Genomic DNA, 17,203 nt, shown 5'->3' on the forward strand with positions numbered 1-17,203 from the left:
CCGGTTCTCGTCCCCACGGGCCGTCTCAGCGCCCGAAGAGGGACTTGACGCGCTCGACGACTCCGTCGTCCGCGGTTGCGACCTCCTCCGCCTGCTGTTTCTTCCGGAGCTCTTGGAGCGCCGCGACCTGATCGTCCGCGCCCTCGCCGGTCTCCTCCGCCGGCTCCTCGTTCCCGCGGAGCTTCTGCAGGGCCGCGACCTGATCGTCCGCGCTCGTGCTCCGCGAGACGTTCGCGTTGTCGGGCGTGAGGTTCGAGCGCTCGACCTCCGCCTCGTCGTCGCCGCCGGCGCTGAGGTTCAGTCGCGTCGTACTCGTCTTCTCGACGCCGCCCCACGAGAGCTCCGAGCCGGACATCGCGTCCTCGATGTCGCGTTCGACCTGCTCGTCGCTGACCGTCTCCGCGTCCCCGGTGGTCGTGCCGTCGCCGCCGGCGCTCCCCGCGCCCGTCGCGGTGCTCGCCGACTGTCGGGCGCGCTCGATCCGGTCGGTGACGAGACCCGCGCCGCCCGCGCCGACGAGCACGACGAGGCCGGCAGAGTAGACGAAGACGCCGAGCGTGCTGTAGTCCGCCGTCCCCTGCACGTTCCAGTGTTGGGGGTAGCTCGCCACGAAGACGCCGACGCCGCCGAGGCAGACGACGGCGCCGAGTCCCGCGGCGTACATCGCCCGCCGGTCGACCGGGAGCAACACGGGGATGCTGAGGAGGAACGCCGGGAGGCCGACGAGCGCGAGCGTGCCCGCGACCTCGCGTAGCTGCCAGTGGAAGTGCACGCTCGCCGGGATCGTCGAGGACCACCCGAACACGACCGCGCCGAGAACGCCGAGCGTCGCGCCCGCGAAGAACAGCCCGAACCCGACGTAGACGTCCACCAGCCGCTCCGGTTCGCCGAGATACCGACGGTACACCCGGACGAGTCCGTCCGTCACCCGCTCGGTCGTCTCACTCTCCATGCACACACGTCTAGCAGCCTGCGTTAAGACTGTTCGCCAGCGTACCCCGCGAGCGACACGGGCGCATGATTTAAGACCTTGTGTGTTATTGTGTACCATATGTCGCCCCTCGCGTGTCCGAACTGTGAGCGCGGTATCGAGCGAGACGAGATCCGAGCCCGAACCGTCCCCCGATCCGACGGCATCCGGACGACCTACCGCTGTCCGTTCTGCCGCGGGAACTTCGATACCGTCGCGGAGCTCCTGTGAGCCGCGTCCCGAACGCCTTTTGCCCTCACCGCGATAGGGGACGGTGGGGCACGTAGCTCAGTTCGGACAGAGCGTCTGGCTTCTAACCAGAAGCGCGGGGGTTCGAATCCCCCCGTGCCCGTCCGTCTTTTTACTGCGGGGGGTTCGCGGGGCGAACCCCCGCTTGCAAAAACACGGGAGAAAAACTCCCGGTCGCCGGAGGCGACCGGTGAAACTCGCGCTGCGCGCGAGTACGCTCCCCCATGCTCCGTCTCCGCGTTCCGCACTCCGTTACTCTCCACCGCCCCGTCCCGCGCTTCGGCGTCCTTTTCACGGCGCTCCCCGTGGCGTCGCGCATGAACGCGACTCACGTCCTCGCCGCCCTCGTCGTCGGCATCGCGACCGGCTTCGTCTTCGCCGGTCTCCGCGTCCCGCTCCCCGCGCCGCCGTCGCTCCCGGGCATCGTCGGCATCGTCGGCATCTACGTCGGCTACCGCATCGTCGAGGCTACCGGGGTCGGCTTCGACCTCCTGAGTTGGCTCGGCCTCGGCTGACGTTTTGCGGGCGACGCTTTTGACGCTGTGGCGCGTTCGCCACGTATGGCCGAACAACGCTCCCTCCTCACGCGCGCGCTCTGGTTCGTCTTCGTCGGCTGGTGGGCGACGCCCGCCCTCGTGAACGTCGCGTGGCTCTGCAACGCCACCATCGTCGGCATCCCCATCGGGATCGCGCTCATCAACCTCGTCCCGACCGCGCTGACGCTGCAGGAACCCCGCGACCTCGACGCCGACGGTGGCAGCCAGCACGGCCTCGCGCTGCGCGCCGTCTACTTCGTCCTCGTCGGCTGGTGGGCGAGTTTCCTCTGGGCCAACCTCGCGGCGTTCTTCGCGGTCACGATCGTCGGCCTCCCGGTCGCCATCTGGATGTTCCACCGCCTCCCCTACGTCACCTCGCTCTACCGGCTCTGACGCCGCGTCACCGCGCCGGGCGCCCCCACCGACAGCGCGCGACGGTTCATGCCGCCGGCGTTCGCCCGCCCCGAGCACCCGTCTCCTCCCGCCGGATGCTTGGCTTTAAATCGCCGTCGCGGCTACTTCCGACCATGACTGTCATCGGTATCGTCGGCCTCCCGGGGAGCGGGAAGAGCGAGGCGGCGGCGGTCGCCGAGGAGCTCGACGTCCCCGTGGTGACGATGGGCGACGTCATCCGCGCGGCCTGCGAGGACCGCGGACTCGACCCGGCGACCTACCACGGCGAGGTGGCGCGCGCGCTCCGCGAGGAGGGCGGCGTCGACGCCATCGCTGAGCGCTCCCTCCCGATCATCGAGGACGCCCTCGACGGGAACGACGTCGTGCTCGTCGACGGCATCCGCTCGGACGCGGAGGTCGAGCGCTTCGAGGCGGCCTTCGGCGACGACTTCCTGCTCGTCGAGGTCCACGCGCCCTTCGAACTCCGCCGCGAGCGCCTCGGCGTGCGCGGGCGCGACGCGACGAAGGAGGAGGGGGGTGAGAGCCTCGAAGAGCGCGACGAGCGCGAGCGCGGCTTCGGCATGGACGCGGCGATGGCGGCGGCGGACGTCACCATCGAGAACACGGGCACGCTGTCGGCGTTCCACGACCGCGTGCGCGAGCTCATCGAGGAGGCGGGGGCGTGAGCGTCGTCTACAGCGTCGACGTCGAGATCCGCGCGCCCGTCCGGCCCACGGAGGTCCCGGATCGCGTCGCGCGCGCCGTCGAGGCGCTCTTTCCGACCGCCGAGATCGAGATCGGCCCGGACGAGGTCGTGGCGACGACGCACGATCTCGAAGGGTTCCGCGAGGCGCTCTTCGAACAGCGCATCCTCGACACCGCGCGCTCGGCGTTCCTCGACGGACGCGACGACGTGGAGGACGCGGACGGCTTCGCCTTCGACTTGAAGAAGCAGGCGGCCTTCCGCGGCGTCGTGAACTTCTCCGTGGGGAGCGCGGCGGAACTCGGCGACGTTCACGTGGAGGTGACGGTGCGCGAGCCGTCGGTCGACGAGTTCGTCGCGTACCTCGCGCCGGAGACGGCGGAGGGCGACCCCATCGAGGACGTGGAGGGCGTCGGCGACGACGCCGAGTAGTCAGACGAGCACCTGCACGACGGCGAAGAGGACGACGACGCCGAGTAGTCAGACGAGCACCTGCACGACGGCGAAGAGGACGACGACGCCGAGGACGTCACAGACGTTCGTCACCACGGGAATGACGACGTCGTCGGGATCGAGGCGGAGGCGATAGGCGGCGTACGTCGCGGTGATCGTGACACCGACCGCGAGGAGCGCGAGCGCGGCTCCCGAGGCGAACGAGACGGCGACGACGGTCCACACGGGGAGGTCCGGGTGCGTGCCCGTGAGGCCGGTGGCGGCCCACGCGCCCGCGCCGACGACCGGGAAGAGGGTGAGCGCGAGCGTCACGGTGGCGAGCGCGTTGCCGGCGAGGTCGTCGTCCGTCGGCGCGAAGGAGAGGGTCCCGAGGTGCATCGCGGTGGAGAGCCGCGAGGCGAGGATGCTCCCCAGGTTCCCCGCGGTTCCGATCGTGACGGGGACGAGCACGAGGAGGCTCGGGTAGCGATAGAGCGTCGCCTCGAACGTCCCGAGGACGAGGCCGCTGCCGATCTCGACGGCCGTGAGGCCAAGCAGGACGGGTAGCGTCGCGCGCGTGATCGCGGACACGGTCCACTCCTCGGGCATCTAGGCCACCCCCAGCACGACCTCGACGCCGACGACGAGGAAGGCGAGGCCGAAGACGTCCCCGATGGTCGTGACGAGGGGGCCGACGAGCGCGTCCGGGTTGTACCCCCGGCGGAAGCCGACGAAGACGACGGCGACGACGGCCCCGGTGAGGACGATCCCGGAGAGGAGGCCGGCGACGAGCGCGACGGCGACGAGCGTCCCGAGCCCCGCGACCGTGCGGCCGAGCGCGAGGAGAACGCAGAACGCTAGTGCCGCCGCGAACGCGGAGGCGACGAGGCCGTTGGCCATCGCGGCCGCGCCGGCGGCGACGAGTCGGTCGTCGGCCTCGAACTCCGCTTCGATGAGCCCCTGGTGGAGGCCGGTGGCGAGGCGCGCACCGAGCGACCCGTAGACGTTCCCGCGGGTGGCGAGCAGCGCGGGGACGCAGACGAGGAGGCCGGGGACGAGGCGTAACTCGGCGCGCATCCCGCCGAGGACGACGCCGGCGAAGAGGCCCCCGAGCGTGCTCGCGACGAGCGCCGGTACGGCCTCCCGATAGGCGTCGGCGGCGACGTCGCGGATGCTCATACCGACACCAGACGCGGCGGCCGGTAAAATACCCCGGCCGTCGCGCGCCTCACCGGTCGGTGACGAGCAGCACCCCGGCCGCGACGGCGGCGACGGCGAGTGCGACCCAGAGCACGCCGAACGCGGCCCGGAACCCGGCATAGGTGGAGACAACGCCGACGACGCCCGGCGCGATCGCGCCCGCGCCCATCAGGACGGTGCGGACGACGCCGAGGCCGCCGCCCGAGACGTCCGCGGGGAGGAGCGCCATCAGGTACGCGCCCCTGACCGGTCGGAAGCCGTGACTCCCGAGGCCGAAGACGACGACCACGCCGACGAGCGTGACGATCCCGGCCCCGCCGCCGACGGCGATGAGCGCGAGCAGGCCGACGGTGGCGACGGCGAGCGTGGCGACGATCACGCGGAGCGCGCCGATCCGGTCCGCGAGGTCGCCCGTGACGGTCTGCACGAGGCTGACGACGAACAGGCTCCCGTAGACGGCGCTCGCGGTCGCCGGCGTGAGACCCGCGGTTTCGAGGTAGCGCGGGAGGAACGCGACGACGCCGTTGTACGCGAAGGAGAAGCCGACGGTGACGAGGACGAACCCCGCGAACGCCGGCCGGCGGAAGAGCGCGGCGTAGCGACGGAGCGGGACGCGCTCGTCGTCCCCGTCGTCGCGCTCGGGTTCGCGCGCGCCCAGCCAGCGATGGGCGAGGACGGCGAGTGAGAGCCCGAGCAGCCCGCCCGCGAGGAAGACGGCGTGCCACGTGACGCGCGGGCTCGTGAGGCAGAACGCGACGGCGGCGGGGGCGGCGACGCCCGCGAGCGCCCCCGCGGTGTCGAGGACGCCGAGCGCGCGGCCCGGACGCTCCGTGTAGACGGTCGAGAGCAGGCCGATGGCGACGGTCTTGTGGACGCCCGTGCCGACGCCGACGAGGACCATGGCGCCGACGAGGACGACGAAGGGCGCGTCGAGCGAGAGCGCGAGCGCGGCGACGCCCGCGACGGCCGCGCCCGCGGTGATGACGACCGACGCCCCGATCCGATCGGCGATCGCACCCGCGGGGAACTGCAACAGCGCGTAGACGAGCAACATCGCGGTGAACGCAAGCCCGAGCGTCGCGTCCGTGACGCCGTAGCGCGTGCTCAGCTCCGGGAAGAGCGGCGGGAACGCGTACCGGAGGAACTTCGCGAGGAACCAGATCGCCGCCGTCGCCGCGAGGGCGTCCAGCGAGCGGAGGCGTCGGCGCACATGGGAGGTGTGACCGGCCGGCACAAAAGCGCTTCAGCTTCTAGTCGCCGAACGGGCCCATCCCGCCCATGCCACCGCCACCGCCGCCGCCACCGCCCTGCATCTTCTGCATCATCCGCTGCATGTCGCCGTCGCCCATCCCCTGGAACTGCTTCATCGTCCGCGCCATCATCTTGTGCTGTTCGAGGAGTTCGCGGACCGTCTCCTCGCCCTGCCCCGAGCCCTTGGCGATGCGGCGGATCTGGGAGGCACCGATCGAGCGCGGGTTCTCCAGCTCCTCGTCGGTCATCGAGTCCATGACGACCTCGAAGTTCCGCATCCGGTCCTGGGTGACGTCCATCGCGTCGTCGGGGAGCTGATCCATGAGGCCGCCGCCCATCCCCGGGATCATGTCCATCACCTGATCGAGGGGCCCCATGTTGCTCATCGCGCTCATCTGCCGCTGCATGTCCTTGAGGGTGAACTCCCCCTTCAGCATGTCCTCGGGGTCCCAGTCCTCTTCCTCTTCGGCCTGGGTCTCCTCCATCGCGCGCTCGACGCGCTCGGTGAGCTGCTTGAGGTCGCCCATCCCCAGCAGTCGGGAGATGAAGCCGTCGGGCTCGAAGCGCTCGATGTCCTGGACCGTCTCGCCGGAGCCGAGGAAGGCGATGGTCGAGTCGGTCTCGTTGACGGCGGTCAGCGCGCCCCCGCCCTTCGCGGTCCCGTCGAGCTTCGTGATGACGACGCCGTCGATGCCCACGGAGTCCTCGAACTGCTGGGCCTGGTCCTTCGCGCCCTGACCGATCGCGGCGTCGAGGACGAGGAGCGAGCGGTCCGGCTGGACCGTCGCCTCGATCTCCTCGATCTCGTCGATGAGATCGGCTTCGAGGGCGTGTCGCCCCGCGGTGTCGACGATGCGCACATCGGCGTCCTCGGTCGCTTCGAGTCCCTCGCGCGCGATCTTGACGGGGTCGTCCTCGTCGGGATCGCCGTAGAAGTCGACCTCCGCGCGCTCGCACATCTGCTCGGCCTGCTCGTAGGCCCCGGGGCGGAAGGTGTCGGTCTGGATGACGGCGGGTCGGAGCCCCTTCTTCGAGAACCACCACGCCATCTTCGCGGCGGTGGTGGTCTTCCCCGACCCCTGGAGGCCGGCGAGCATGATCGTCTGCTCCTCCAAGGGGAGCTCGGTGGATTCGCCGACGAGGTCGACGAGCTCCTCGTAGACGATGCGCAGGACGTGATCGCGCGCGGTCGTGCCGCCCGGCGGCTCCTCCTCCAGGGCGCGCTCCTTGATCGAGTCCGAGAGGGCCATCACGAGCGAGACGTCGACGTCGGCCTGCAGCAAGGAGCGCTGGATCTCCTTGACGACCTCCTCGACGTCTTCCTCATCGATGCGGGACTTCCCCCGGAGCGAATCGAGCGTGCCCCTGAGCGAACTCCCGAGGTCGTCGAGTACCATTTGGCCCACGTAGGGGCCGCAGACGCATTAAAGCACTTATCGCCCTATGTAAACTACCCCGCCCTACTCGCTCTCTCGGGCCTTGCGGCCCTCGGTCACTGCTTGAGGACGGGGCTTTACCGCACCGATATTGTGCCCCGCGACCCCATGCGTGGACGCGGCCCGGCTTCCTCTTTCCGTTCTGCCGACGGCGTGGGTGCATTAATGATGCCTCCCACTTCGACCGCCGACGAGGATTGTCCCGCCGATTTAATTCCCGGTGTTCTCGCGCTCTACCCTCAATCGAGGGACGGGGGTCCACCTCGTTCGCAGTCGTCGTTCCCGAGTATAGGGTGCGGGAGTACCGCACCACAGGCGTCGGTCTACTGGCGACGCCTACCGACCCCGACGTGTGCGAGGACGGCAGTAGCACAGGATACGGCGCGGGCGGTCTTAAAGGCGCGCGAACGCCCTTCCTCTCCGCCCTACTCGCTTCGCTCGTTGAGGACGGAGCCTCCGCGCTACCGATTGCTGAACCCGGGAGATACGGTCGCTCGCGTGACACGCCGTCACGGCGCGTCGGCGTCGATACCGCGTTCGGCGAGGCGCTCGAAGAACGCGTCGGCGTCGAGTTCGGGCACGTCGTGTTCGGTGGCGTCCTCGCGCTTGCTCGCGCCCGGGTTCGACCCGACGACGAGACAGTCCGTGTTCGACGAGACCGATGTCGTCGCCGTCGCCCCGTGTCGCTCCACGAGTTCCTGTAGCTCGTCGCGGGTCCACCCCTCCACGCTCCCCGTGAAGACGTACGTCTCCCCGGCGAGCTCGTCGCCTTCTTCGGTCATCTCGGGTGCGTCGGGCTCGCCGAGCCTGGACTCGTCGCGCAGGCGCTCGATGACGCGGCGGTTGCGCTCGTTGTCGCGGAACTCCGCGATGTGCTCGGCGACGGTCGGGCCGACGCCCTCGACGGCCTCGTAGTCGTCCCGCTCGGCGTCGAGGAACGCATCGACGTCACCGAAGTGGGCCGCGAGGTCGGCGGCGACGATCGGACCGACCTCGGGGATCCCGATGGCGGCGAGGAAGTCACCGAGCGGCGGGTGGCGGGCGGCGTCGAGTTCCGCCCGGAGGTTCCGAGCGCTCGTCTCGCCCCACCCCGACAGCTCGGCCAGCGTCTCCACCTCGACGTCGTAGAGGTCCGCGACGTCGTCCGCAACGAGCCCCGCCTCGACGAGCTGTTCGGCCGCGGCCTCGCCCACGCCCTCGATGTCGAGCACGTCCGTGAAGTAGGCCAGCGCGTGGACGAGCTGGGCGTCACAGGCGAGCCCGCCCGTGCAGAAGGCGATCGGGCCGTCGCGCTCGACGTCGCTCCCGCAGACCGGACACGACTCGGGGAAGTCGAAGGTCCCCTCGCTGCGTTTCTCCACCACCTCGTCGACGTACGGGATGACGTCGCCGGCGCGTTCGATCCGCACCTCGTCCCCGACGTTCACGCCCAGTTCGTCGATCTCCTCGGGGTTGTGGAGGCTCGCGCGCGACACCGTGACGCCGCCGACCTCGACGGGTTCGAGGAGCGCGACCGGGGTGAGACGACCCGTTCGGCCGACCTGCACGACGACGTCCGTGATCGTCGTCACCTCCGTGCGCGCCGGGAACTTGTAGGCGTACGCCCACCGGTAGTGTCGGGCCGTGGTGCCGAGGCGCTCGCACTGCGCGCGGTCGTCGACTTTCACCACCGTCCCGTCGATCTCGTAGTTCAGCTCCTCCCGCTCCGTCCGCAGCGCGTCCCGGTAGTCGATGGCCGCCTCGACGTCCGCGACGCGGCGATCCCGGTCGTTCGTCTTCAGCCCCCACTCGGGGAAGCGACCGACCTCGCCCCAGTGGGTGTCGAGGCCGTCGATCCCGGCGCCGAGCCCGCCCCCGGAGGCCGACGATCGCTCGCGGAGCGCGTCGAGCAGCGCCTCGACGTTCGTGCCGCTACCGTTCCACGCCGCGCGGACGGCGTCGTCACCGCCGTCGTCGCCGCTACCGCCGTCACCCGACGCGTCCGCGTCCCACGCCGCGAGCACGTCGTAGAAGAAACAGTCGAGCGGTCGCTCGGCCGTCACCGAGGGGTCGAGCTGTCTGAGCGTGCCGGCGGCGGCGTTCCGGGGGTTGGCGAAGGGGTCGTCCCCGCGCTCGACGCGCTCGCGGTTATACTGTTGGAAGGCGTCCCGCGGGATGTACACCTCACCCCTGACGACGAGGACGTCCGGGTGGTCGCCGCGCAGGCGCTGGGGGACGGACTCGATCGTCCGGACGTTCTCCGTGACGTCCTCGCCGGTCTCGCCGTCGCCGCGCGTCGCCGCGCGCTCGTAGCGCCCGTCGACGTAGACGACCTCGACGGAGAGCCCGTCGAACTTCGGCTCGCAGACGTAGGCGACGTCCGCCCCGCCGAGGTCGCGTCGCACGCGCCGGTCGAACTCCCGGACGTCCGCGGCGTCGCCGCTGGAGTCGATGGAGAACAGCGGCGCGACGTGCTCGACGGTCCCGAGCTCGTCGACGGGTTCGCCGCCCACGCGCTGGGTGGGAGAGCCCTCGCGTTCGAGGTCGAACGCGTCCTCCAGTTCGCGCAGGCGCTCGAACAGTCGATCGTAGGCCCGATCGCCGATCACGGGGTCGTTCAGGACGTAGTACCGGTAATCGTGGAACCGAACGGCCTCGCGGAGGCGCTCGGCCTGCGCGCGCGCGTCGGCCTCGCCGAGCGCCTCGACGTCGCGGAAGTCGAGGGCGGGATCGGTGACGTAGGGGTTGTCGTCGGCCACCTCGTCCGCGCCGTCGAGGTCGGTGCCTGGCATACCCGCGGTGTCGCCGTGCGGCCCCGTAAAGCACTCGGGCGCGAGTACCAGCGGATTTTGCCGTAACTCGCGCGCATATCCCGCTGGGGAAATATGCATATGATACATGAGCGACGAGGACGACCGGCGGTTCGACACCCGGACCGTCCACGCCGGCCAGGAGTCCGCGGACCCCGCGACCGGCGCCCGGGCACCCCCGATCTATCAGACGACCTCCTACGTCTTCGACGACGCAGACCACGCGGCCGACCTCTACGCCCTCGACGCGGAGGGTGACGTCTACTCCCGCATTAGCAACCCGACCGTCGAGATGCTGGAGGAGCGCCTCGCCAGCCTCGCCGGCGGCGCGGGCGCCGTGGCGACCGCGTCCGGGATGGCGGCCTTCGACGCCGCGACGTTCGTCCTCGCCGAAGCCGGCGACAACGTCGTGTCGTCGTCCGCCATCTACGGCGGCACTCGCACCTACCTCACCGGAACCGCGGGCCGGCGCGGCATCGAGGCCCGTTTCGTGGACACGCTGGACGTCGAGGCGTACGCCGAGGCGATCGACGAGGACACCGCGTTCGTCCACCTGGAGACGATCGGCAACCCCGCGCTCGTCACGCCGGACATCGAGGCGATCGCCGACGTCGCCCACGCGCACGACACGCCGCTGTTCGTCGACAACACCTTCGCCACGCCCGCGCTCTGTCGCCCGCTCGAACACGGCGCCGACGTCGTCTGGCACTCCACGACGAAGTGGCTCCACGGCTCCGGTACGACCCTCGGCGGCGTCGTCATCGACGGCGGCGACTTCGATTGGGACCCGGAGCAGTACCCCGAAATCGCCGGCGACAACCCCGCCTACCACGGCCTCAACCTCTCCGAACGCTTCCCCGACGCCCCGATGGCCGCCGCGACCCGCCTCCGCGGCATCCGCACGCTCGGCAACTCCCAGAGCCCCTTCGACGCGTGGCAGACGATGCAGGGGTTGGAGACGCTCGGTCTCCGCGTCGAACGCCACTGTGAGAACGCGGTCCTCGTCGCCGAGTACCTCGACGACCACGACGACGTCGCCTGGGTCACCTATCCCGGCCTCCCGGATCACGAGACGTACGACAACGCGAAGGAGTACCTCGACGGCGGCTACGGCGGCATGATCACCTTCGGCCTCGAGGGCGGGTTCGAGGCCGGCAAGCGCTTCTGCGAGTCCACGGAGCTCGCCTCCTTCCTCGCCAACATCGGCGACGCGAAGACGCTCGTCATCCACCCCGCGAGCACCACGCACGCCCAGCTGAGCGAGGCCGAACAGCGCTCCTCCGGCGTCACGCCCGACATGATCCGGCTCTCCGTCGGTATCGAGGACCCCGCGGACGTCCTCGCCGACCTCGACCGGGCCATCGCGGAGGCGACGCGATGAGCCGCGGCCGCCGCGAGGACGTCGTGAACGTCGGCTCGTTCGCGTTCGAGCGCGGCGGCGAACTCGACCTCGACGTCGCCTATGCGGCGTACGGCGACCCCACGGACCCCACCGTCCTCGTCTGTCACGCGCTGACCGGCAGCCAGTACGTCGCCGGCCCCGCCCCCGAGGGCGTCAGCGGCCAAGCGGCGGGCTGGTGGGACGCCCTCGTCGGCCCCGGCAAACCCATCGACACCCGCGCCTACCACGTCGTCTGCGCGAACGTCCCGGGATCGTGCTACGGCACCACCGGCCCCGTGAGCGAGGGCCCCGACGGCGACCCCTACGGCCCCGACTTCCCCGCCGTGACGGTCGGCGACTGGACGCGCTCGCAGGCCCGCCTCCTCGACGCGCTCGGCGTGGACACGCTCTACGCCGTCGTCGGCGGCAGCGTCGGCGGCATGAACGTCATCGACTGGGCGAAGCGTTACCCCGAGCGCGTCGAGCGGATCGCCGCTATCGCCACCAGCCCCCGCCTCGACGCGCAGTGTCTCGGTCTCAACACCGCCGCCCGACGCGCCATCACGAGCGACGCGAACTACGGCGACGGCGACTACTACGGCGGTCCCGAACCTGACGAGGGACTCGCCGTCGCCCGCCGCATCGGTCACGTGATGTACCTCTCGAAGGCCTCGATGACCGACCGCTTCGACCGGCGCGTCGCCGAGCGCCGCGCCGACGACCACGACGACCCGACCGCCGAGGGCTTCCCCTACCGAGACGTCGCCTCCTACCTCGACTACAACGCCGAGCGCTTCACCGAGCGCTTCGACGCGAACAGCTACCTCTACCTCCTCCGCGCGCTCGACGAGTACGACCTCGCCGCGGACTACCCATCCGACGCCGCCGCCCTCGCCGACTACGAGGGCGACGCGCTCGTCCTCTCGTTCACCGGCGACTGGCACTTCCCGCCCGAGGGCGGCGAGGTCATCGCCGACGCCTTCGAGGCCGGTCCAGGCGCCGCCGTCCACCGCGTCATCGAGAGCGACTACGGCCACGACGCCTTCCTCGTCGAACCCGACCGCGTCGGCCCGCCCGTCCGAACCCTCCTCGAACGCGGCGCGAGCGCCGTCACCACCGAAGCCGACCAGAACGCGACGCCAGACTACCCGCGGGTGTGCACGGGCCTCCTACCCGACGCCTGAACAACGACCTTTTGCTGTGCGACGGCTTTGCCGTCGCTGGCAAAAGCTCGGCCAAAATGTCCGCCCGGCCCCGGGGGTCTTCGGACCTCGCGGCTTCGCCGCGAGTGAACCGCGCGACGGCCGGGTCTTTCGGACCGCTCGTCGCGCGGACGCTCTTTCGTAGCCTGCCCGTTTTCGCCGTGGCCTAACGAACCACACGTATAGCGTTCGGCGACCGAGTGACTCGAAGAGCCCGGAAGGTCGCCGGTTCGCTCGCCGGAGGCGAGGCCGAAGAGGGTTCGAAGCACCCGACGACGGCTTTTGTCGTCAGAACGCCCCGCGTTCTGACTGAACAGTAGGAAGCTTCGCTTCCTACGGTGGCCGAGCTTTTGCCAGCGCAGAGCGCGCCGTTGGCGCGCTCAAGCGCGGCAAAAGGTCGTTTAGAGTAAGCCGTCCTCCTCGAAGACGCGCTTGAGCCGTCCCATCGTGGCGACGACGACGTCGCAGTGCGGACGGACGGCGGGCTTGGGGACGAAGCCGACGGCGGTGCCGGCGACCTTGAGCATGGGGAGGTCGTTGGCGCCGTCGCCGATTGCGACGGTGTCGTCCATGTCGGTGTTCGTCTCCATGCAGAGCGCTTCCAGGGCCTCGTCCTTCGTGTCCTCGATGAGCGGGCCGTCGGCGTCGCCGGTGAGGCGGCCGTCTTCGACGGGGAGTTCGTTGGCGACGACGTGATCGACCTCCGCGCGGTCGCGCTCCAGGGCGGCCTCGACGCCCGGCGTGAAGCCACCGGTGAGGATCGCGGTGGTGTGGCCGGCGTCGTTCAGCGCTTCGATGAGGTCGGCCGCGCCGGGGCGGAGGTACACCTGCTCGTAGGCGGCCTGCGCTTCGGCCTCGGGGAGCCCTTCGAGGAGCGCGGCGCGCTCGTAGAGCGATTCGGCGTACGAGAGCTCGCCGCGCATCGCGCGCGTCGTGATCTCCTCGATCTCCTCGGCGACGCCGTACTGCTCGCCGAGCAACACCATCATCTCCGAGTCCGAGAGCGTGCCGTCGAAGTCGAACGCGACCAGCGTCATGGTCCCCGTTCGCACGCCGCCGGCCAAGTGCGTTCCGTTCGCACACCGCGTTCCACACGAAACGAAGGGGTCATCCGATAGGGGGCGTGGCCGTGGACATCACGAGCGGTATATAGACGACACTACTCACGTCCGTGTACAGATTGGCCGGGTCGATCGGCGTCACGCGCCGCCGATGAGAAAAGCGTTAATGTGCCGCGCGGGTTTCCCCCGAACGTGAAGGTACTCGTCACGGACCCCATTGCGGACGCCGGCCTCGACACCCTCCGCGAGGCGGGCCACGAGGTCGAAACTGCCTACGACGTCGAGGGCGACGCCCTCCTCGACGCCGTCTCGGACGCGAACGCCCTCATCGTTCGCTCCGGAACCGACGTGACCGAGGCGGTCTTCGAGGCCGCGCCCGACCTCGTCATCGTCGGGCGCGCCGGCATCGGCGTCGACAACATCGACATCGACGCCGCGACCGAACACGGCGTCATCGTCGCCAACGCCCCCGAGGGCAACGTTCGCGCCGCCGCCGAGCACACCGTCGCCATGGCGTTCGCCGCCGCGCGCTCCATCCCGCAGGCCCACGTTCGTCTGAAGGAGGGCGAGTGGGCCAAGAGCGACTACCTCGGCACGGAGGTCAACGGCAAGACCCTCGGCGTCGTCGGTCTCGGCCGGGTCGGCCAGGAGGTGGCGAAGAAGCTCGCCTCCCTCGGCATGGACCTCGTCGCCTACGACCCCTACATCAGCGAGGAGCGCGCCGATCAGCTCGGCGCCGACCTCGTCGACCTCGAGGAGTGTCTCACCGTCGCGGACTTCCTCACCGTCCACGTCCCGCTCACGCCCGAGACGGAGGGACTCATCGACGAGGACGCCCTCGCCAACCTCGAAGGCGGCTACCTCGTCAACTGCGCGCGCGGCGGCGTCGTCGACGAGGACGCCCTCGCCGAGGCCGTCTCCGACGGCGTCATGAAGGGCGCCGCGGTCGACGTCTTCGCCGAGGAACCCCTCTCAGAGGACTCGCCGCTGCTCGACGTCGACGACATCGTCGTCACGCCCCACCTCGGCGCATCCACGGAGGCCGCCCAGGAGCACGTCGCCGTCTCGACGGCCGAGCAGGTCGTCGCCGCGTTCAACGACGAACCCGTTCTCAACGCGCTGAACGCGCCGTCCGTCGACGAATCCGCCTTCCCGCGGATCGAGCCGTACATCGATCTCACGGAGACCGCGGGGAAGGTCGCGGCGCAGCTCTTCGGCGAGCGAATCGAACGCATCGAGGTCTCCTACGCCGGCGACATCGCCGCCGAGGACGTCGATCTCGTCACCGCGAGCGCGCAAAAGGGCGTCTTCGAGCCCCTCGAATGGAACGTCAACGCCGTCAACGCCCCGCGCGTCGCCGAGGAACGGGGGATCGAGGTCACGGAGACGAAGACCCGCTCCTCCGCGGACTTCCAGAGCCTCGTCACCGTCACGGTCGGCGACGGCGAGGAGGAACTCTCCGTCTCCGGCACGCTGTTCGCCGGCGACGACCCCCGTCTCGTCTCCATCGACGGCTACCGCGTCGACGCCATCCCGCACGGCCACATGCTCGTCGCACGCAACCGCGACGAACCCGGCGTCATCGGCTTCATCGGGACGGTACTCGGCGAGTACGACGTCAACATCGCCGGCATGTTCAACGCCCGCGAGACGGACGGCGGCGAAGCCCTCACCGTCTACAACCTCGACGAGGGGCTGCCCGAAGCCGCCCGCGCGGAACTCGAAGGCGACACGCGCATCACCGAGATCACGGAGATCGAACTGAACGGGACGTAGACCCCCCTCCAATCGAGCGGTCGATCGCCGCTCCCGACTCCGTCACGTCACGCACTTCTCGCCGTCTCTATTCTCGCCGCCTCTATCAGCTCACAGCGCGTCCAGCACGCCGTCCGCGTCCGCGGGGACGGGCGTCGTGTCGCCGCCGGCCGCGGCCGCCGCGTCCGGGTCCTTCAGCAGGTGCCCGGTCGTGAGACAGACGACCTGCTCGTCCGCGCCGATCTCGCCCCGTTCGCTGAGCTTCCGTAACCCCGCGACGGACGCCGCGGAGGCCGGCTCGACGCCGACGCCGTCGCGCGCGAGCGAGCGCTGGGCGTCCGTGATCTCGTCGTCCGAGACCGCGACCGCCGTGCCGCCCGTCGCTCGGATCCCCGGCAGGGCCTTCGGCGCGTTCACGGGGTTGCCGATCCGGATCGCGGTCGCGCGCGTCTCGACGTCGTCCCAGCGTCGCACCTCGTCGTTCCCCTCGCGCACCGCCTCCACCATCGGCGCCGCGCCCTCGGCTTGGACGCCCGTGAGCGCCGGCATCTCCGCTTCGTCCATCGCGCCGGCGGCGACGAGCTCGCGGAAACACTTGTAGAGCGCCGCGGTGTTGCCCGCATTACCCACAGGAAGGACGATCCGATCCGGCCACTCGCCCGTCGCCTCGCGCGACTGTTCGAGGATCTCGAGGCCGATCGTCTTCTGCCCCTCCAGCCGGAAGGGGTTGATCGAGTTGAGGAGGTAGACCTCGCCGCGGTCGGCGAGTTCGGCGACGACGTCCAGACACGCGTCGAAGTTGCCGTCGACTTCGAGGATCCGCGCCCCGTGGAGCGCCGCCTGCGCGATCTTGCCAGCCGCGACCTTCCCCGCGGGCAGGAGGACGAGCACCTCGGTGTCCGCGCGCGCGCCGTAACACGCGAGCGCCGCCGACGTGTTCCCCGTCGACGCGCACGCCAGGCGATCGACGCCGAGGCGCTCCGCGACCTTCACGCCGACCGTCATCCCGCGGTCCTTGAACGCGCCCGTCGGGTTCATCCCCTCGTGTTTCACGCGGACGTCCGCGACGTCGACGCCCGCCTCGATCTCCGGGACCGTGTACAACGGCGTGTTCCCCTCCTGGATCGAGACGCCCGTCGGGAGCGGGAGCGCGTCGGCGTAGCGCCAGACGCCGATCCCCTCGAAGTCGTCGAACGTCGGATACTCCGCGTACCGCACCTCAAGGAGACCGCCGCAGTCCGGACACCGGTAGACGACGTCGTCGTAGGGTGCGACCGTCTCGCTACACGCCACGCACGCCAGCCAGACCCCGTCGGTCTCCGCCGCCGGCGTCTCGCCGCCGAGTTCCAGATCGACCATACCGGATGTCACACCCGAACGACCATATAGGGGACGGAGACGGGCCGTCCGAACGCTTAGGTGGCCCCCCGACCGACCGTACGGCGTGCAGACAGCCACCCGCGTCCGCGTCGCCGCCGCGCTCTGCGCCGTCCTCGGCGCCCTCGGCGCGACGCTCCTCCTCCTCCGCGACGGCCTCGCCCGTCCGGCCCTCCTCGCCGCCTGCGCGACGGTCCTCGTCGTCGCCGGCCTCCTCTACCGACGCGCCGACGGTTCCGAGTCGCGCAGACCGGGGTGGTGAGCGACGCCGGTTCGCGCCTCCCGCGGCCCTCGACCCGTCGGCTCCGCGTCACTCGGCGTATCCGGCGAATCCTCCCGCTCGGCCTCCCGGGGGTGTTGGTCGAACGTCGGTGCGGTGACACCCACGGCCTCCGCGACTTCTCCCGCGGTGCCGTCTCCCGCCCGCTCGAAGTAGCCGCCGTCGTAGGCGGTCGAACGCCGCGCGCT

The 17,203-nt window shown here is 70.5% G+C and carries 17 protein-coding genes, 1 tRNA gene and 1 pseudogene; 10 read left to right on the plus strand and 9 right to left on the minus strand.

The genetic code is table 11. The features are described from left to right. Positions 1–25: 25 nt before the first annotated feature. The gene (locus tag IEX91_RS00100) at positions 26–952 is read right to left on the minus strand and encodes a DUF7139 domain-containing protein (protein WP_188876267.1); all 927 of its coding nucleotides are present in this window, start codon (positions 950–952) and stop codon (positions 26–28) included. Positions 953–1,051: 99 nt separating this feature from the next. Here IEX91_RS00100 and IEX91_RS00105 point away from each other — a divergent pair, with 99 nt between their 5' ends. The 6 genes from IEX91_RS00105 to IEX91_RS00130 all read left to right on the plus strand — a co-directional run bounded on the left by IEX91_RS00105 (position 1,052) and on the right by IEX91_RS00130 (position 3,283). Beyond that, positions 1,052–1,201 carry a hypothetical protein gene (locus IEX91_RS00105; protein WP_188876268.1) on the plus strand — a complete coding sequence of 50 codons (150 nt, stop codon included), beginning with the start codon at positions 1,052–1,054 and terminating at the stop codon, positions 1,199–1,201. A gap of 46 nt (positions 1,202–1,247) precedes the next feature. Next, positions 1,248–1,322: transfer RNA gene (locus IEX91_RS00110), tRNA-Arg, on the plus strand. A gap of 214 nt (positions 1,323–1,536) precedes the next feature. Then, entirely contained in the window at positions 1,537–1,734 is a 198-nt protein-coding gene (locus tag IEX91_RS00115; protein WP_188876269.1) for a XapX domain-containing protein, read from the plus strand. Positions 1,735–1,779: 45 nt separating this feature from the next. Then, positions 1,780–2,148, plus strand: a complete 369-nt coding sequence (locus IEX91_RS00120) for a YccF domain-containing protein (protein WP_188876270.1) — start codon at positions 1,780–1,782, stop codon at positions 2,146–2,148. A gap of 134 nt (positions 2,149–2,282) precedes the next feature. Then, positions 2,283–2,834: an AAA family ATPase gene (locus IEX91_RS00125; protein WP_188876271.1), complete on the plus strand. Its 552-nt coding sequence runs from the start codon at positions 2,283–2,285 to the stop codon at positions 2,832–2,834. After that, a complete protein-coding gene (locus IEX91_RS00130) occupies positions 2,831–3,283 on the plus strand; it encodes an RNA-binding domain-containing protein (protein ID WP_188876272.1) in 453 nt (150 codons plus the stop codon). Before IEX91_RS00125 ends, IEX91_RS00130 begins: the two co-directional genes overlap by 4 nt. Positions 3,284–3,331: 48 nt before the next feature. On the opposite strand, the gene IEX91_RS00135 is transcribed toward IEX91_RS00130, so the two are convergent. The 5 genes from IEX91_RS00135 to ligA all read right to left on the minus strand — a co-directional run bounded on the left by IEX91_RS00135 (position 3,332) and on the right by ligA (position 9,941). After that, positions 3,332–3,892 (minus strand): magnesium transporter, encoded by a 561-nt coding sequence (locus tag IEX91_RS00135; protein ID WP_188876273.1) that lies wholly within the window; start codon positions 3,890–3,892, stop codon positions 3,332–3,334. Beyond that, positions 3,893–4,462, minus strand: a complete 570-nt coding sequence (locus IEX91_RS00140; RefSeq protein WP_188876274.1) for a magnesium transporter — start codon at positions 4,460–4,462, stop codon at positions 3,893–3,895. Positions 4,463–4,511: 49 nt separating this feature from the next. Then, positions 4,512–5,693, minus strand: coding sequence for an MFS transporter (locus IEX91_RS00145; RefSeq protein WP_188876275.1), 1,182 nt, complete (start codon positions 5,691–5,693; stop codon positions 4,512–4,514). Between the two features lie 40 nt (positions 5,694–5,733). Then, positions 5,734–7,131 carry a signal recognition particle protein Srp54 gene (locus tag IEX91_RS00150; protein WP_188876276.1) on the minus strand — a complete coding sequence of 466 codons (1,398 nt, stop codon included), beginning with the start codon at positions 7,129–7,131 and terminating at the stop codon, positions 5,734–5,736. Between the two features lie 548 nt (positions 7,132–7,679). Continuing rightward, positions 7,680–9,941, minus strand: coding sequence for an NAD-dependent DNA ligase LigA (gene ligA / locus IEX91_RS00155; protein WP_188876277.1), 2,262 nt, complete (start codon positions 9,939–9,941; stop codon positions 7,680–7,682). Positions 9,942–10,047: 106 nt separating this feature from the next. On the opposite strand from ligA, the gene IEX91_RS00160 reads away from it, so the two are divergent. Then, on the plus strand, positions 10,048–11,340 hold the full coding sequence (locus IEX91_RS00160; protein ID WP_188876278.1) for an O-acetylhomoserine aminocarboxypropyltransferase/cysteine synthase family protein: 1,293 nt from the start codon (positions 10,048–10,050) through the stop codon (positions 11,338–11,340). After that, positions 11,337–12,524 carry a homoserine O-acetyltransferase MetX gene (metX, locus tag IEX91_RS00165; protein WP_188876279.1) on the plus strand — a complete coding sequence of 396 codons (1,188 nt, stop codon included), beginning with the start codon at positions 11,337–11,339 and terminating at the stop codon, positions 12,522–12,524. Before IEX91_RS00160 ends, metX begins: the two co-directional genes overlap by 4 nt. 419 nt (positions 12,525–12,943) lie before the next feature. On the opposite strand, the gene serB is transcribed toward metX, so the two are convergent. Then, positions 12,944–13,579, minus strand: coding sequence for a phosphoserine phosphatase SerB (gene serB, locus IEX91_RS00170; protein ID WP_188876280.1), 636 nt, complete (start codon positions 13,577–13,579; stop codon positions 12,944–12,946). A 216-nt stretch (positions 13,580–13,795) separates the two neighbouring features. On the opposite strand from serB, the gene serA reads away from it, so the two are divergent. Continuing rightward, a complete protein-coding gene (gene serA, locus IEX91_RS00175; RefSeq protein ID WP_188876281.1) occupies positions 13,796–15,379 on the plus strand; it encodes a phosphoglycerate dehydrogenase in 1,584 nt (527 codons plus the stop codon). Positions 15,380–15,469: 90 nt separating this feature from the next. Here the strand turns inward: serA and thrC are convergent, their stop codons facing one another. Next, complete coding sequence (gene thrC / locus IEX91_RS00180) at positions 15,470–16,717, minus strand: threonine synthase (protein ID WP_188876282.1); 1,248 nt, start codon at positions 16,715–16,717, stop codon at positions 15,470–15,472. Positions 16,718–16,802: 85 nt separating this feature from the next. On the opposite strand from thrC, the gene IEX91_RS00185 reads away from it, so the two are divergent. Next, positions 16,803–16,997: a hypothetical protein gene (locus tag IEX91_RS00185; RefSeq protein WP_188876283.1), complete on the plus strand. Its 195-nt coding sequence runs from the start codon at positions 16,803–16,805 to the stop codon at positions 16,995–16,997. On the opposite strand, the pseudogene IEX91_RS16675 reads toward IEX91_RS00185, so the two are convergent. After that, positions 16,952–17,176: pseudogene (locus IEX91_RS16675) on the minus strand (helix-turn-helix domain-containing protein); the annotation flags it as partial. The gene IEX91_RS00185 and the pseudogene IEX91_RS16675 overlap by 46 nt on opposite strands. Positions 17,177–17,203 lie beyond the last annotated feature (27 nt).

Origin of the sequence: Halarchaeum nitratireducens (genome assembly GCF_014647155.1) — an archaeon.
In the GTDB taxonomy this organism is placed as follows: Archaea; Halobacteriota; Halobacteria; order Halobacteriales; family Halobacteriaceae; genus Halarchaeum; species Halarchaeum nitratireducens.

Coding starts and splice junctions, on each gene's coding strand:
- IEX91_RS00100 (WP_188876267.1), bottom strand. CDS start 952: ATGGAGAGTGAGACGACCGAGCGGGTGACGGACGGACTCGTCCGGGTG.
- IEX91_RS00105 (WP_188876268.1), top strand. CDS start 1,052: ATGTCGCCCCTCGCGTGTCCGAACTGTGAGCGCGGTATCGAGCGAGAC.
- IEX91_RS00115 (WP_188876269.1), top strand. CDS start 1,537: ATGAACGCGACTCACGTCCTCGCCGCCCTCGTCGTCGGCATCGCGACC.
- IEX91_RS00120 (WP_188876270.1), top strand. CDS start 1,780: ATGGCCGAACAACGCTCCCTCCTCACGCGCGCGCTCTGGTTCGTCTTC.
- IEX91_RS00125 (WP_188876271.1), top strand. CDS start 2,283: ATGACTGTCATCGGTATCGTCGGCCTCCCGGGGAGCGGGAAGAGCGAG.
- IEX91_RS00135 (WP_188876273.1), bottom strand. CDS start 3,892: ATGCCCGAGGAGTGGACCGTGTCCGCGATCACGCGCGCGACGCTACCC.
- IEX91_RS00140 (WP_188876274.1), bottom strand. CDS start 4,462: ATGAGCATCCGCGACGTCGCCGCCGACGCCTATCGGGAGGCCGTACCG.
- IEX91_RS00150 (WP_188876276.1), bottom strand. CDS start 7,131: ATGGTACTCGACGACCTCGGGAGTTCGCTCAGGGGCACGCTCGATTCG.
- ligA (WP_188876277.1), bottom strand. CDS start 9,941: ATGCCAGGCACCGACCTCGACGGCGCGGACGAGGTGGCCGACGACAAC.
- IEX91_RS00160 (WP_188876278.1), top strand. CDS start 10,048: ATGAGCGACGAGGACGACCGGCGGTTCGACACCCGGACCGTCCACGCC.
- metX (WP_188876279.1), top strand. CDS start 11,337: ATGAGCCGCGGCCGCCGCGAGGACGTCGTGAACGTCGGCTCGTTCGCG.
- serB (WP_188876280.1), bottom strand. CDS start 13,579: ATGACGCTGGTCGCGTTCGACTTCGACGGCACGCTCTCGGACTCGGAG.
- thrC (WP_188876282.1), bottom strand. CDS start 16,717: ATGGTCGATCTGGAACTCGGCGGCGAGACGCCGGCGGCGGAGACCGAC.